Annotated in this window: 11 protein-coding genes; all 11 read right to left on the minus strand. The window is 65.7% G+C overall.

Annotation, left to right across the window (positions count from 1 at the left end; genetic code table 11):
• Positions 1-12: 12 nt before the first annotated feature.
• Genes QN397_RS03030 through ftsL form a run of 11 tightly spaced genes read right to left on the minus strand, consistent with a single transcriptional unit; the run spans position 13 to position 13,715 of the window.
• Positions 13-861: a cell division protein FtsQ/DivIB gene (locus QN397_RS03030; RefSeq protein ID WP_187054355.1), complete on the minus strand. Its 849-nt coding sequence runs from the start codon at positions 859-861 to the stop codon at positions 13-15.
• Positions 861-1,832 (minus strand): D-alanine--D-alanine ligase, encoded by a 972-nt coding sequence (locus tag QN397_RS03035; RefSeq protein ID WP_323494863.1) that lies wholly within the window; start codon positions 1,830-1,832, stop codon positions 861-863. The genes QN397_RS03030 and QN397_RS03035 overlap by 1 nt, the downstream gene beginning before the upstream one ends.
• Positions 1,829-3,304 carry a UDP-N-acetylmuramate--L-alanine ligase gene (gene murC / locus QN397_RS03040; protein WP_187054353.1) on the minus strand — a complete coding sequence of 492 codons (1,476 nt, stop codon included), beginning with the start codon at positions 3,302-3,304 and terminating at the stop codon, positions 1,829-1,831. The genes QN397_RS03035 and murC overlap by 4 nt, the downstream gene beginning before the upstream one ends.
• Positions 3,301-4,416, minus strand: coding sequence for an undecaprenyldiphospho-muramoylpentapeptide beta-N-acetylglucosaminyltransferase (gene murG, locus QN397_RS03045; RefSeq protein WP_323500044.1), 1,116 nt, complete (start codon positions 4,414-4,416; stop codon positions 3,301-3,303). The genes murC and murG overlap by 4 nt, the downstream gene beginning before the upstream one ends.
• Positions 4,413-5,714: a putative lipid II flippase FtsW gene (gene ftsW / locus QN397_RS03050; RefSeq protein ID WP_323500045.1), complete on the minus strand. Its 1,302-nt coding sequence runs from the start codon at positions 5,712-5,714 to the stop codon at positions 4,413-4,415. The genes murG and ftsW overlap by 4 nt, the downstream gene beginning before the upstream one ends.
• Positions 5,711-7,432, minus strand: a complete 1,722-nt coding sequence (murD, locus tag QN397_RS03055; protein WP_323500046.1) for a UDP-N-acetylmuramoyl-L-alanine--D-glutamate ligase — start codon at positions 7,430-7,432, stop codon at positions 5,711-5,713. Before murD ends, ftsW begins: the two co-directional genes overlap by 4 nt.
• A 10-nt stretch (positions 7,433-7,442) precedes the next feature.
• Complete coding sequence (gene mraY / locus QN397_RS03060; RefSeq protein WP_323494867.1) at positions 7,443-8,621, minus strand: phospho-N-acetylmuramoyl-pentapeptide-transferase; 1,179 nt, start codon at positions 8,619-8,621, stop codon at positions 7,443-7,445.
• 18 nt (positions 8,622-8,639) lie between these two features.
• Positions 8,640-10,106, minus strand: a complete 1,467-nt coding sequence (locus QN397_RS03065) for a UDP-N-acetylmuramoyl-tripeptide--D-alanyl-D-alanine ligase (RefSeq protein ID WP_323500047.1) — start codon at positions 10,104-10,106, stop codon at positions 8,640-8,642.
• The gene (locus QN397_RS03070) at positions 10,103-11,608 is read right to left on the minus strand and encodes a UDP-N-acetylmuramoyl-L-alanyl-D-glutamate--2,6-diaminopimelate ligase (protein WP_323500153.1); all 1,506 of its coding nucleotides are present in this window, start codon (positions 11,606-11,608) and stop codon (positions 10,103-10,105) included. The genes QN397_RS03065 and QN397_RS03070 overlap by 4 nt, the downstream gene beginning before the upstream one ends.
• Positions 11,609-11,613: 5 nt before the next feature.
• Complete coding sequence (locus tag QN397_RS03075; RefSeq protein WP_323494869.1) at positions 11,614-13,368, minus strand: penicillin-binding protein 2; 1,755 nt, start codon at positions 13,366-13,368, stop codon at positions 11,614-11,616.
• Positions 13,368-13,715 carry a cell division protein FtsL gene (gene ftsL, locus QN397_RS03080; protein WP_323500048.1) on the minus strand — a complete coding sequence of 116 codons (348 nt, stop codon included), beginning with the start codon at positions 13,713-13,715 and terminating at the stop codon, positions 13,368-13,370. The genes QN397_RS03075 and ftsL overlap by 1 nt, the downstream gene beginning before the upstream one ends.

A 13,715-nucleotide genomic window follows, 5' to 3' on the forward strand; every position in this document is an offset into this window, starting at 1 on the left:
CCTCGGTGTTCTTTAATTCTTCTTGGGGGCCGGCTTGACCGAAGGCTTGGCTGCAGGTTTGGCCGTTGGCTTGGCCGCTGCAGCAGGCTTCGGTTCGGGCGCGCCCGTGGTGACGCCGCGCAAGCGCAGCGCGTAAGCATCGTTGTGTCGCAGGTCGGCACTCTCGACAGAAGAGAGCGAGCGGCCGTACTGGCCCGCGACCTGCGTCACGGTCTTCAAGAAGCGCTGGGTCCGTGCCGCCACTTCCTCGCTCTGGCCGCGGCCGAGTTCGATCACGGCGCCGGTGTCGAGCGTGGCTTCCCAGCTGCCACGGCTCGACAGCGCGAGCTCGTCGATGACCAGGTCGTAGGGCGCGAACAGCGGCTCGAGTACGCGGTACATGCCGAGGACAGGGCCGGCCTTGTCGCCGGGCCCTTGCAGACGCGGCAGAGAATCGTCGACCTCGGCGACGTTGGCTTCGAACACCTCGCCGAAGCCGTTGACCAGTTTCGAATCGGCTTCTTCGCCCCAGTGCGCGACCGGCACTTGTTCGGTCAACGTGGCACGCAGCTTGTCGGGGAACTCGCGCCGCACCACTGCCTTGCGGACCCATGGCACCGACTCGAATGCCGTCCGGGCCTTGGCCAGATCGACGGTGAAGAAGTTGCCCGCCAGTTGCGGCGCGACATTGGCGCGCAGCGTGATGGCGTTGTTGTGCGTCACCTCGCCGTCGACCTTGATCGCCGCGATCGGGAAGAACGGCTGACGCAGCACCCACCACGCGCCCGCCGCCAGCAACATGACGGCCACCAGCGCGAACATGAGCGTCGCGGTGATGTTCATGATCTTGACGTCGAACGGCACGGGAAGCGCATCTGCCATCAATGCACTCCCTTCGAATCGAGCGAAGCCGACGCCAGGATGCGCAGGCACAAGTCGGGGTAGTCGATGCCTGCGGCGCGCGCCGACATCGGCACCAGCGAATGCGTGGTCATGCCGGGAGACGTATTCATCTCGAGCAGAAACGCCTTGCGGTCGCTGGCGCGGATCATCACGTCGGCACGGCCCCAGCCGCGGCACCCGAGCGTGCGGTAAGCCGCCAGCGCGATCTGCTGAACGTGGCGCTCTTCGGCTTCGGGCAGGCCGCTCGGGCAGTGGTACTTGACGTCGTCGGTGAAGTACTTGTTCTGGTAGTCGTAGGCGCCTTCGGGTGCGGCGATGCGCACCACCGGCAACGCTTCCGCATCGAGGCCGTGGCCGAGCAAGGCGCAGGTCACTTCCTCGCCTTCGATGAATTCCTCGCACAGCACATCGGTGTCGTACTTCGCGGACAACGACACCGCGTCCTGCATTTCCGAATAACCCCTGACCTTGGTCACGCCGATGGACGAGCCTTCGCGTGGCGGCTTGACGATGAGCGGCAGGCCCAACACATCGGGCACGGCGAGAATCTGCTCGCGGCTTTGCTGATCGAACGCCAGGCGCACGTACTTGGGCGTCGGCAGGCCATCTGCTTGCCAGATGCGCTTGGTCATGACCTTGTCCATCGCCACGCTCGAAGCCATCACGCCCGAGCCCGTGTACGGAATGCCGAGCAGTTCCAGCGCGCCCTGCACCGTGCCATCTTCTCCATGGCGACCGTGCAGCGCGATGAAGCAGCGCGTGAAGCCTTCGTGCTTGAGCGCGACCAGCTCACGCACCGACGGATCGAACGCGTGCGCATCGACCCCGCGCGATTGCAGCGCCTGCAGCACGCCGGCGCCCGACAAGTTCGAGATTTCGCGCTCGGCCGAGGTACCGCCGAAGAGCACGGCGACCTTGCCGAAAGCAGCCGGTTCGTGAAAGAGGTTCATAGCGCCCGTCCTTCGCGCGTGAAGCGCTCGTCTTTGGCCGGCACGGCACCCGCTGCGCCACCGCCGAGTTCGACAACCTTGCCCGGCACCGCACCGATCGATCCGGCTCCCATGCAGATCACGACATCGCCTTCGCGCGCATTGTCCAGAATGGCTCGCGGCATCGCGAGGATGTCGTCGACGAACACCGGCTCGACCTTGCCGGCGACGCGCAGTGCGCGCGCCATCGAGCGGCCGTCTGCGGCGACGATCGGCTGCTCGCCCGCGGCATAGACCTCGCCCAGCAGCACCGCATCGGCTTGTCCGATGACCTTGACGAAGTCTTCGAAGCAATCGCGCGTGCGGGTGTAGCGATGCGGCTGAAACGCCAGCATCAAGCGGCGGCCGGGGAAGGCACCGCGCGCCGCGGCGATGGTCGCGGCCATCTCGACCGGGTGGTGCCCGTAGTCGTCGATGACGGTGAAGCTGCCGGTGGCGTGCGTGCCTTGCACGGCCTGCACCGGCACATCGCCGTAGCTCTGGAAGCGGCGGCCCACGCCCTTGAAGTCGGCCAGGCCGCGCTGCACCGCTTCGTCTGGCACGTTGAGCTCGACCGCGACCGCGATGACAGACAACGCGTTCAGCACGTTGTGCTCACCCGGCAGGTTCAGCACGATGTCCAGGTCCGGCAGCGTGATGCCGTTGCGGCGCTGCGCGGTGAAGTGCATCTGGCCGCCGACGGCACGCACGTTCACACCGCGCACTTGCGCGTCTTCGTTGAAGCCGTAGCTGGTCACCGGGCACGACACCTCGGTCACGATGGTGCGCACCGCCTCGTCGTCGGTGCAAAGGATGGCAACGCCGTAGAACGGCATCTTGTGCAGGAAGTCGACAAAGGCTTTTTTCAGCTTCGCGAAATCGTGCCCGTAGGTCTCCATGTGGTCGGCGTCGATGTTCGTGACCACCGCCATGATCGGCAGCAAGTTTAAAAACGAAGCGTCCGACTCGTCTGCCTCGACCACGATGTAGTCGCCGCTGCCGAGCTTGGCGTTGGCGCCCGCGCTGTTCAAGCGACCGCCGATGACGAAGGTCGGGTCGAGCCCCGCGGCGGCGAGCACGCTCGCGACCAGGCTCGTCGTTGTCGTCTTTCCATGCGTGCCGGCGATGGCGATGCCCTGCTTCAGGCGCATCAGTTCGGCCAGCATCAAAGCACGCGGCACGATGGGAATGCGCTTCTCGCGCGCGGCCAGCACTTCGGCGTTGTCGGCCTGCACGGCGGTCGAGGTGACCACCGCATCGGCGCCGGCGATGTTCGACGCGTCGTGCCCGACGAAGGTCGTGATGCCGAGGCTCGCCAGCCGCTTGAGCGTGGCGCTGTCGGACAGGTCGGAGCCCGAAATGCGGTAGCCGAGGTTCAGCAATATCTCTGCGATGCCGCTCATGCCGACACCGCCGACGCCGACGAAATGGATGTGACGAATGGCGTGCTTCATGGGCGAGCCTCCTTCTTCAACGACTTCTTCTCCGCCCGCTTCGCGGCGAGTTCTTCACAGGCGCGCACGACTGCTTCGACAGCCTCGGTCTTCTGCATCGTCTTCGCCCTGGAAGCTTTGTCCAGCAGCGTGGCGCGTTCGGTTTTTTGTAGCAAGTCGGCCAGCAATTCAGGGGTCAGTTCAGATTGTTGAACGATCCATCCGCCGCCCGCGTCGACTAGAAAGTGCGCGTTGGTGGTCTGGTGGTCGTCCACCGCCGAAGGAAATGGCACGAACAGCGCTGCTGCGCCGACGGCCGCGATTTCAGTCACGGTGCTGGCACCGGCTCGCGCGACGATGAGGTCGGCGTCGGCATAGGCACGAGCGGTGTCTTCGATGAAGGGTGTGAGTTCGCCCTGCACGCCGGCGGCCGCGTAGTTGGCACGCAGCTCGTCTATCTGTTTGGCGCCGCTCTGATGTACGACAGTCGGCCGAACGGCCGGCGCGATCATTGCGAGCGCTTTCGGCACGATGGTGTTGAGCGCCTTGGCGCCCAAGCTGCCGCCGACCACCAGCAGCTTGAGCGGCCCGCTGCGGCCGGCAAAACGCAGGGCCGGCGCCGGTTGCCGCACGAAGGCCTCGCGCAGCGGATTGCCGATCCACGTCGCGTTCTTCAACACATTGGGGAACGCGGTGAAAACGCGGTTGGCAACGCTCGCCAGCACCTTGTTGACGAGGCCAGCCACCGAGTTCTGTTCGTGCAGCACCAGCGGCTTGCCGAGCAGCACGCTCATCAGGCCGCCCGGGAAAGTAATGTAGCCACCGAGGCCGACCACCACGTCGGGCCGCACGCGGCGTAGCACCGCGATACTTTGCAGCAAGGCGCGCAACAGGCGCATGGGTAACAGCAGCAAGGTGAGCGGACCTTTGCCGCGGACACCGCCAAACTGCACCGGCTCGAAAACGAAGCCGCGCGGTGGCACGAGCTTTTCTTCCATGCTGCCCGGCGCGCCGAGCCAATGCACGTTCCAGCCGCGCGTGCGCAAGGCTTCGGCCACGGCCAGTCCCGGAAAGATGTGTCCTCCGGTGCCGCCGGCCATCACCAGCGCGGTGCGATGGATGACTGCGCTCATACGCGACCGCCGCGCATCAGCACGCGGTTCTCGTAGTCGATGCGCAGCACCACAGCCAGCGCGATCAGGTTGAACAGAATGGCCGAACCACCGAAGCTCATCAACGGCAGCGTGAGGCCCTTGGTAGGCAATGCGCCCAGGTTCACTCCCATATTGATGAAAGTCTGAAAGCCGATCCAGATACCGATGCCCTGTGCGACCAGGCCGGAGAACACGCGGTCGAGCGCGATGGCCTGGCGGCCGATGTGCATGACCCGGCGCGTCAGCCACAAGAAAAGGCCGATGGCGAGCAGCACGCCGACCAGGCCGAACTCTTCGCCGATGACAGCCAGCAAGAAGTCGGTGTGCGCTTCCGGCAACCAGTGCAGTTTTTCGACGCTGCCGCCCAGACCGACGCCCCAGATCTCGCCGCGGCCGATAGCGATCAGCGAATGCGACAGCTGGTAGCCCTTGCCGAGCGCGTTGTGCTCGCTCCACGGATCGAGGTACGCGAAGATGCGCTCGCGGCGCCATGAACTCGACGCCACGATCGAGGCAAAGGCCACCACCACCAGCATGGCGATCACGAAGAACATGCGTGCGTTGACGCCACCCAGAAACAGGATGCCCATCGCGATGACGGCGATCACCATGAAGGCGCCCATGTCGGGCTCGGCCAGCAGCAGCATGCCGACCACCACGACTGCAACGCCCATCGGCAACACGGCGCGAAAGAAGCGCTCCTTGATCTCCATCTTGCGCACCATGTAGCTGGCGGCATACAAGACCATCGCGACTTTGGCGAGCTCCGACGGCTGGAAGCGCATGAAGCCCAGCGGCAACCAGCGGCGCGCGCCGTTGACGCTGATGCCGACGTGCGGAATGAGTACCGCCACCAGCAGCAGCAGCGAGACGACGAACAGCCAGGGCGCAACGCGCTCCCAGGTCTTCATCGGTATCTGGAAGGTCAGCAATGCGGCGATGAAGGCGACGATCAGCGAGGCGATGTGGCGCGTCAAAAAGAAGTAGGGGCCGTAACCCTGGCGGATGAAGCGCGGGTTGTCGGGCAGCGCGATGGACGCCGAATAGACCATCACCATGCCCCATGCGAGCAGGGCAATCGTGACCCAGACCAGCGCTTGGTCGAAGCCGAGCACGCGCATCGGCGCGGCTTTGGTTTGCGTGGTGCCGGCGCTGCCGAGATGCACCGGCAGATGGATCGGCAACGCATCGATGCTGCGTTTGGCGCGGCCGAACCAGCCGCCGAAACGGCCCGGTGCGGCATCGGAAGTGTGCAACGTCGCGGAACTGGTGTTCATGCCGGCGCTCCCGAAGTTTCGCGCGGCATATCGGCCAGCGCCTGCACCGCGTCGCGGAACACCGCCGCACGGTGGCCGTAGTCGCGGAACATGTCGAAGCTGGCGCACGCCGGCGACAGCAGCACCGCATCGCTCGGCCGCGCGCTACGGGCTGCGAGCAGCACAGCTTCGTCCATCGATGCGGCCTGGACCAAGGGCACGTTGGTAGACGCGAGTGCCTCGGTGATGAGTGGCGCGTCGTGCCCGATCAGCACCACGGCACGCGCGAAGTTACGCACGGGTTCGGCGAGCGGCGAAAAGTCCTGCCCCTTGCCCTCGCCCCCGAGGATCACGACCAGCTTGCGTTCGGCACCCAGGCCATTGAGCGCGGCCACGGTCGCACCGACATTGGTGCCCTTGCTGTCGTCGAAGTACTCGACTTCGTCCACGGTGGCGATCGACTCGACGCGGTGCGGCTCGCCGCGGTACTCGCGCAGGCCGTAGAGCATCGGCGCAAGCTGGCAGCCGGCCGCGGTGGCGAGCGCCAGTGCGGCGAGCGCGTTGAGCGCGTTGTGCTGGCCGCGAATGCGCAGCGCGTTGGCCGGCATCAGGCGCTGCATGAAGATCTCTTCTTCGACCGCCGCACCACGTTTGCGCTTTTGCGTTTCGTCGGCTTCGAGTGCACGCACCAGCCAACCCATGCCGTTGATCTGCTCGATGCCGTAGTCGCCCGGACGCAGTGGCATGGTGCCGCCGAAGGTCACATGCGCGCGCACCTGCGGGCGCTGCAGCTTGGCCCGAACGGGCGGCGGCAACATCGCCATCACCGTGGCGTCGTCGCGATTCAGGATCATCGGGCCACGTGCGCCGAAAACGCGCGCCTTGGCAGCCGCATAGGCCACCATGTCGCCGTGCCAGTCGAGGTGGTCTTGCGTGACGTTAAGCACGACGGCAGCCGTTGGCTCGAAGCCCTGCACGCCGTCGAGCTGGAAACTGGAAAGTTCGAGCACCCACACCTGCGGCAGCGTGTCGGCATCCATGTGCGCAGCCAGCGTGTCGAGCAGTGTCGGGCCGATGTTGCCGGCAACCGCGACCGTCTTGCCGGCGCGCTCGACCAGTTGACCTGTGAGCGCAGTGACGGTCGTCTTGCCGTTGGTGCCGGTGACAGCAAGAACGGCGGGTGTGTAGCCTTTGAGCGCTTCAGGCGGAACGATGACGGGCAACGGCGCTACGGCAGCTTCTTCATCGTCTTCGGCCAACGCGACGGCAACTTCGAGATCGGCCTCTACGTCGTCGTCCGTCTGTTCGCCGGCTTCGGCTTCCGGTTCGACCGGCGTCGGCTCCGCGACGGCTTCCTCGACAGGCACTTCAGGCACTTCAGGCACGTCCGGCGCGATGCGCAGATCGGCGAGCGCCTGCGCGAACAGGTCGAGTTCACCGGCGACCGGCAGGCCTATCGCGCGCGCCGCATCGGCGACCGGCGCGATCGCTTCCGGCGACAGCCCCGGCGAGCGATACACCGCACGCACCGGCGTGCCCTCCACCAGCGCTGCAGTGAACGCGCCGCCGACGAAGGTCGCGCCAGGCACATCTTGCTGCAGCGTCGCAAGTTGCGGCGGCGCTTCACGCGTGTCGGCGACGGTCACATGCGCGCCGTGGCGCGCGCACCAGCGCGCTATCGCCAGGCCCGACGCACCGAGGCCCAGAACGAGCACGTGAAGATCTTGAAGGTGCTTCATCGGTTCTTGTCTAGCGCAACTTCAGTGTCGACAGGCCGACGAGGCACAGCAGCATCGTGATGATCCAGAAACGCACGACGACCTGCGTCTCTTTCCAGCCGCTTTTCTCGAAGTGGTGGTGCAGCGGCGCCATCTTGAGCACGCGCCGCCCGGCGCCATAGCGCTTCTTGGTGTACTTGAAGTACGTGACCTGCGCCATGACCGAGAGCGCTTCGACCACGAAGATGCCGCCCATCACGAAGAAGACGATTTCCTGCCGCACGATGACCGCGATGGTGCCGAGCGCGCCGCCCAAAGCCAGTGCGCCGACGTCGCCCATGAAGACCTGCGCGGGGTGTGTGTTGAACCACAGGAAAGCGAGCCCCGCGCCGGCCATCGCCGAGCAGAACACCAGCAATTCGCCCGAGCCCGGGATGTGCGGAAACAGCAGGTAGCGCGAGTACACCGAGCTGCCCGTGACGTACGCGAACACGCCGAGCGCCGAGCCCACCATGACGACCGGCATGATCGCCAGCCCGTCGAGCCCGTCGGTCAGGTTGACCGCGTTGCTGGAGCCCACGATCACGAGGTAGGTGAGGATGACGAAGCCGATGCCGCCGAGTGGGTAGCTCACCTCTTTGAAGAACGGCACCAGCAGATTGATCTTGGGCGGAAAGCTCAAGTCGAACCCCGAGCGCACCCAGGCGTAGAACAACTCGACCACGCGCCAATTGGAGCTTTCCGAAATGCTGAAGAGCAGATAGAAGCCGGCCACCAGACCGACCACCGACTGCCAGAAATACTTCTCGCGCGAGCGCATGCCTTCGGGGTCTTTGCGCACCACCTTGCGCCAGTCGTCGACCCAGCCGATGGCGCCGAAACCCAGCGTTACCCAGAGCACGATCCAGACGAATCGGTTCGACAGGTCGAACCACAGCAGCGTCGCGAAGGCGATCGAGAAAAGAACCAGCACCCCGCCCATCGTCGGCGTGCCGCTCTTGGTCAAATGCGAGTCCATGCCGTAGCCGCGAATCGGCTGCCCGATCTTGAGTGCGGTCAGGCGCCGAATGGCATACGGGCCCACCGCCAGGCCGATCAGCAACGCAGTGGTCGCGGCCATTAGCGCCCGAAACGTCAGGTACTGGAACACGCGCAAAAACCCGAACTCGGGCGACAGCGTTTGCAGCCATTGGGCCAGGCTCATCAGCATGGTGCGTGCGTGCGCGGTTCATGCGTCATGTCCGGCCTCCTCGTTGTTGCTCGTTGTTTTGGTCGTTGCCTCTATGGCCTGCACTACGCGCTCCATGCGCATGAAGCGCGAGCCCTTGACGAGTACGCTGGCCACGTTCGGCAGCGCGGCGAGCACTGCGGTGTTGAGCGCTGCGATGTCGCTGAAATGCTCGCCGACCAAGCGGCGCGTGACGTCGGTCCGCGCATCGAAGGCGTCGATGCTGTGCCGCGAGTCCTGCCCGAGTGCAAAGAATGTTTCGATGCCGCGCTGGCGCGCCCAGGCGCCGACCTCGGCATGAAAGCCCGCACCCTGATTGCCGACTTCGCCCATGTCGCCCATCACCAGAAGGCGCGGCCCTGGCAATGCCGAGAGCACCTCGATAGCTGCGCGCACGGAGTCGGGGTTGGCGTTGTAGGTGTCGTCGATCAGCGTGATCACCTGTTGATTCGCGAGCCGCAGCGCGCTGGCACGCGAACGCCCCTTCACTGGCTCGAACGCATCGAGCCCTTCGACGATCTTTTCGAGCGAAACGCCACTCGCCAGCGAACAGGCGATAGCCGCCAGGGCATTGATGACGTTGTGCCGACCGGCGATGCGCAGCGTGCATTGCAGCGACCCGATCGGCGTGCGCGCCGCGAGGCGCCAGGCACCGTCTTGCCAGTCGGCGGCAAGCAGCGCGATGTCGGCACCCTCGTGCTCGCCAAATGTCAGGCAGCGGCGCGAAGCACCCGCTCGCGCCAGGTCGCTCCAGAGCGCGGTGAAGACATCGCCAAACGGAAACACGGCCGTACCGTTGGCCGGCAGCGCGGTCAATACGGCACCGTTTTCTTGCGCCACGGCTTCCACCGTCGCCATGAATTCCTGGTGCTCGCGCTGGGCGTTGTTGACCAGTGCGATGGTCGGACGCGCCATCGCGGCAAGGCGCGCGATCTCGCCCGGATGGTTCATGCCGAGTTCGACGACCGCACGCGTGTGGCAACCACGCAAGCGCAGCAGCGTGAGCGGCACGCCGATCTCGTTATTGAAGTTGCCAGCGGTGGCCAGCGCACGATCGTCGCAGGCCGCGAACAGGATCGCCGCGATCATCTGGGTGACGGTGGTCTTGCCGTTGCTACCGGTCACCGCTACCAGCGGCAGCTCGAACTGCGAGCGCCAGCCGGAGGCAAGCTCGCCGAGTGCGGCGAGCGAGTCGGGCACTTCGAATCCCGAGAGGCCTGCGGCTTCTAGCCCACCGTGCGCGATGGCTGCGACCGCGCCGGCTGCCTTGGCATCGGCCAGGAAGTCATTGGCGTCGAAGCGCTCGCCCTTGAGTGCGACGAACAAGTCGCCGACACCCAGCGTGCGGGTGTCGGTGTGCACACGCTGAATCGGCGTGGCGGCGTCACCGATCAGCTTCGACCCAGGCAGCCATTGCTGAACCTGACCCAACGTCATCATCGGCGAGTGCATCGGCGCGGCGCTCATGCGGCACCTCGTCGCGTGAGCGCGTCGACCGCATGCGTGCGATCCGAAAACGCGATGCGTTCGCCAGCGATCTCCTGCCAGGCTTCGTGGCCGCGACCGGCAATCAGCACGACGTCTTCGGGCTTCGCCTGCGCCAGCGTTTCGGCAATGGCAGCGGCACGGTCCACCTCGACTTGTGCGGCATCAGGATTGGCCAGCCCGAGCAGGATCTGACTGATGATCGAGCCTGGCTTTTCGCTGCGCGGGTTGTCGCTGGTCACGACCAGCCGGTCGGCGCGCGTCTCGGCCACGGCGGCCATCAGCGGCCGCTTCAGGGCGTCCCGATCGCCCCCGCAGCCGAACACGCACCACAGCGCGCCGCCACGTTGCTGGGCGAGCGGCTGCAGTCCGGCCAGCGCCTTGTCGAGCGCGTCGGGCGTGTGCGCGTAGTCGATCACCGCGAGTGGATGACCCGGCACGCTGATGCGCTCCATGCGGCCAGGCACGCTGCTCAAGTGGCGGCAGGCATCGACAGCATCGGCCAGGCCCACGCCCAGGGCGCGCAAGGTGCCGAGTACGCCGAGCAGGTTGTCGACGTTGTATTGGCCGATCAGTTGGGTCGCGAGCCGCTGGCTCGGCGCACCCTGCTCGATCACAGAAAACTGCAATCCCGCCGCGTCGTAGCCGATGTCTTTTGCCATCAATCGAGCGGGGGCGCCGGCAGCCGACACGGTCCACACATCGAGCGAACCGACACCGGCCTCGACGAGATTGCCCACCAGGCTCGCGCCGTGCACGTCGTCGAGATTGACCACCGCCGCGCGCAGGCCAGGCCAGAGAAATAGCTCGACCTTGGCCTTCCAGTAGGCGTCCATGTCGCCGTGGTAGTCGAGGTGGTCCTGCGTGAAATTGGTGAACACGGCGACGGCGATGCGCGTGCCGTCCAGACGTCGCTCGGCGATGCCGATAGACGACGCCTCGATAGCGCAGGCGCCAAAACCGCGATCGACGAAGCCGCGCAGTTCACGCTGCAACACGACAGGGTCGGGCGTCGTCAGGCCGGTGTAGTTCAGATCCGGTGGCACGCCGATGCCGAGTGTGCCGACGACACCGCACGGCGCCTTGCGCGCCTGCATCAGCGCCTCCGCCAGCCACCACGCGGTGGATGTCTTGCCGTTGGTGCCGGTCACTGCCAGGATGTCGAGCGCGCGCGATGGCGCCTCGTAGTAGGCGGCGGCAATCGGGCCGGTCGCCGCCTTCAGGCCTGCGTAGCTGGCAATGGCTTCACTGGCACTGGCATCGTCTTCGAATCCGAAAGCCTCGACGCCCTCCTGCTCGACCAGGCAGGCCGCAGCGCCCTGCGCCAGTGCTGCCGCCACATGCTTGCGGCCATCGGTTGCCGCACCTGGCCAGGCGATGAAGCCGTCGCCCGCGCCGACCGGCCGGCTGTCGGCATGCAGCACGCCGCGCACGCGCGACTTGAGCCATGTAGCCGCTTCGGCCGGGTTGGTGAGCATCGTCATCGGCATCAGAAGCTCTCGTCCACGCCATTGGTCGTGACCAGCGGCTTGACTGCGAGATCGGGCGGCACGTTCATCATGCGCAACGTCTGCTGCACCACTTCGCTGAACACCGGCGCAGCGGCCAAGCCGCCGAAGTACACGCCGTCGCTGGGCTCGTCGATCATCACGCCCACGATGATCCGAGTCTTCTCGATCGGTGCCATGCCGGTGAACCATGCGCGGTACTTGTTGCTCGCATAGCCCTTGCCGACCTGCTTGTGAGCGGTGCCCGACTTGCCTCCGACCGAGTAGCCGACCGTCTGCGCGAGCGGGCCAGTGCCGCCGGGCGCAGCGGCCATCTGCAGCATGCGGCGCACGGCGCGCGCGTTCTCTGCGGAGAACACACGCACGCCGACGGCGGGCTGGTCGGACTTCAGCATCGTGGTCGGGATGACCATGCCGTCGTGCGCGAACGAGGTGTACGAGTGCGCCATCTGAAAGAGCGATGCCGACAGGCCGTAGCCATAAGCCATGGTGGCTTGCTCGACCGGCTTCCAGCTCTTCCACGGGCGCAACCTGCCCGTCACCGCGCCGGGAAACTGGATCACCGGCTTCTGGCCGTAGCCGAGCGCGGTGTACGTGTCCCACATTTCATGCGGCTGCATCTTCTGCGCGATCTTCAGCGCGCCCACGTTGCTCGACTTCTGGATCACGCCTTCGACCGTCAACGTGCCGTAGTTGTGCGTGTCGCTGATGGTGAAGCCGCCGATCTGGAACCGGCCCGGCGCGGTTTCGATGATGGTCTTGGGCGTGACACGGCCGGCTTCGAGCGCCATGCCGATGGTGATCGGCTTCATCGTCGAGCCGGGCTCAAAGGTGTCGGTCATGGCGCGGTTGCGCAACTGCTCGCCGGTCAGGTTTTGGCGCTTGTCGGGCACGTAGCTCGGGTAATTCGCAAGCGCCAGCACCTCGCCGGTCACAGAGTCGAGCACCACGACGCTGCCGGCCTTCGCCTTGCGTGCGATCACCGCGTCGCGCAGCTTCTGGTAGGCGAAGAACTGCACCTTGCTGTCGACGCTGAGCTGGATGTCGCGGCCATCGAGCGGTGGCACGGTCTCACCAACGCCTTCGACGATACGACCAAGCCGGTCCTTGATGACGCGGCGCGAACCCGCCTTGCCCGCCAGTTGCTTGTCGAACTCGAGCTCGATGCCTTCCTGCCCGTTGTCCTCGACATTGGTGAAGCCGACAACGTGCGCGGCGGCTTCGCCTTCGGGGTACTGGCGCTTGTATTCCTTGCGCTGGTACAGGCCCTTGATGTTGAGCGCAGCGATCTGCTTGGCGATCGGCATGTCGACCTGCCGCTTGATCCAGACGAACTGCTTGTCTTCGTCTTCGAGCTTCTTGTCGAAGTCCTTCTGCGGCATCTCGAGCAGCTTCGCGGCCAGCTTCAACTTGGCCTTGACGTCCGGATCGTCGCGCTCGATGTCTTCCGGAATCGCCCAGATGCTCGGCGCCTCGACGCTCGATGCCAGGATCAGGCCGTTGCGATCGAGGATGCGGCCGCGACTCGCAGGCAGCTCGAGCGTGCGGGTGAATCGCACCTCGCCCTGGCGCTGAAAAAAGGCGTTGTCGAACACCTGTACGTAAGCAGCGCGGCCGGCCAGCACGACGAAGCCGAAAGCGATGCCGGCCACGATGAACTTGCTGCGCCACACCGGCGTCTTGCTGGCCAGCAAGGGGCTCGATGCGTATTGCACGCTGCGGCTGTTGCGGCGCATCAGTGCTCCTTCTTGCCGGTGTTGGCGGAAGATGCGGACGACGGCACCGGCGGCGGCGCTTGCACCACAGCAGGAATGACCGAACCGTCGGGCCGCACGTACTGCGTGATGGCCGGCGTGGTGGTACGCATCTTCAGCTGCTCCTTGGCCAGCTTTTCGACGCGCAACGGCGTGGCCTGCGCGCGCTTTTCTACCTGCAGGCGCTCGTTGTCGAGCTCGAGGCGACGCGCTTCGTTCTGCACCCGGTCGAACTCGGTGAAGAGCTGGCGCGACAGGTACTGCGTGTGCACCAGGTACAGCGCCGAGGCGAGCACGGCGAGCAGCAGCAAAAAGTTGAGCCGCGCCAT

This window comes from Variovorax sp. RTB1, assembly GCF_035018765.1.
GTDB lineage: Bacteria > Pseudomonadota > Gammaproteobacteria > Burkholderiales > Burkholderiaceae_C > Variovorax.

Coding starts and splice junctions, on each gene's coding strand:
- mraY (WP_323494867.1), bottom strand. CDS start 8,621: ATGCTGATGAGCCTGGCCCAATGGCTGCAAACGCTGTCGCCCGAGTTC.
- QN397_RS03075 (WP_323494869.1), bottom strand. CDS start 13,368: ATGCGCCGCAACAGCCGCAGCGTGCAATACGCATCGAGCCCCTTGCTG.
- QN397_RS03030 (WP_187054355.1), bottom strand. CDS start 861: ATGGCAGATGCGCTTCCCGTGCCGTTCGACGTCAAGATCATGAACATC.
- ftsL (WP_323500048.1), bottom strand. CDS start 13,715: ATGGCGCGGCTCAACTTTTTGCTGCTGCTCGCCGTGCTCGCCTCGGCG.
- QN397_RS03070 (WP_323500153.1), bottom strand. CDS start 11,608: ATGACGATGCTCACCAACCCGGCCGAAGCGGCTACATGGCTCAAGTCG.
- murC (WP_187054353.1), bottom strand. CDS start 3,304: ATGAAGCACGCCATTCGTCACATCCATTTCGTCGGCGTCGGCGGTGTC.
- QN397_RS03035 (WP_323494863.1), bottom strand. CDS start 1,832: ATGAACCTCTTTCACGAACCGGCTGCTTTCGGCAAGGTCGCCGTGCTC.
- murG (WP_323500044.1), bottom strand. CDS start 4,416: ATGAGCGCAGTCATCCATCGCACCGCGCTGGTGATGGCCGGCGGCACC.
- ftsW (WP_323500045.1), bottom strand. CDS start 5,714: ATGAACACCAGTTCCGCGACGTTGCACACTTCCGATGCCGCACCGGGC.
- QN397_RS03065 (WP_323500047.1), bottom strand. CDS start 10,106: ATGAGCGCCGCGCCGATGCACTCGCCGATGATGACGTTGGGTCAGGTT.
- murD (WP_323500046.1), bottom strand. CDS start 7,432: ATGAAGCACCTTCAAGATCTTCACGTGCTCGTTCTGGGCCTCGGTGCG.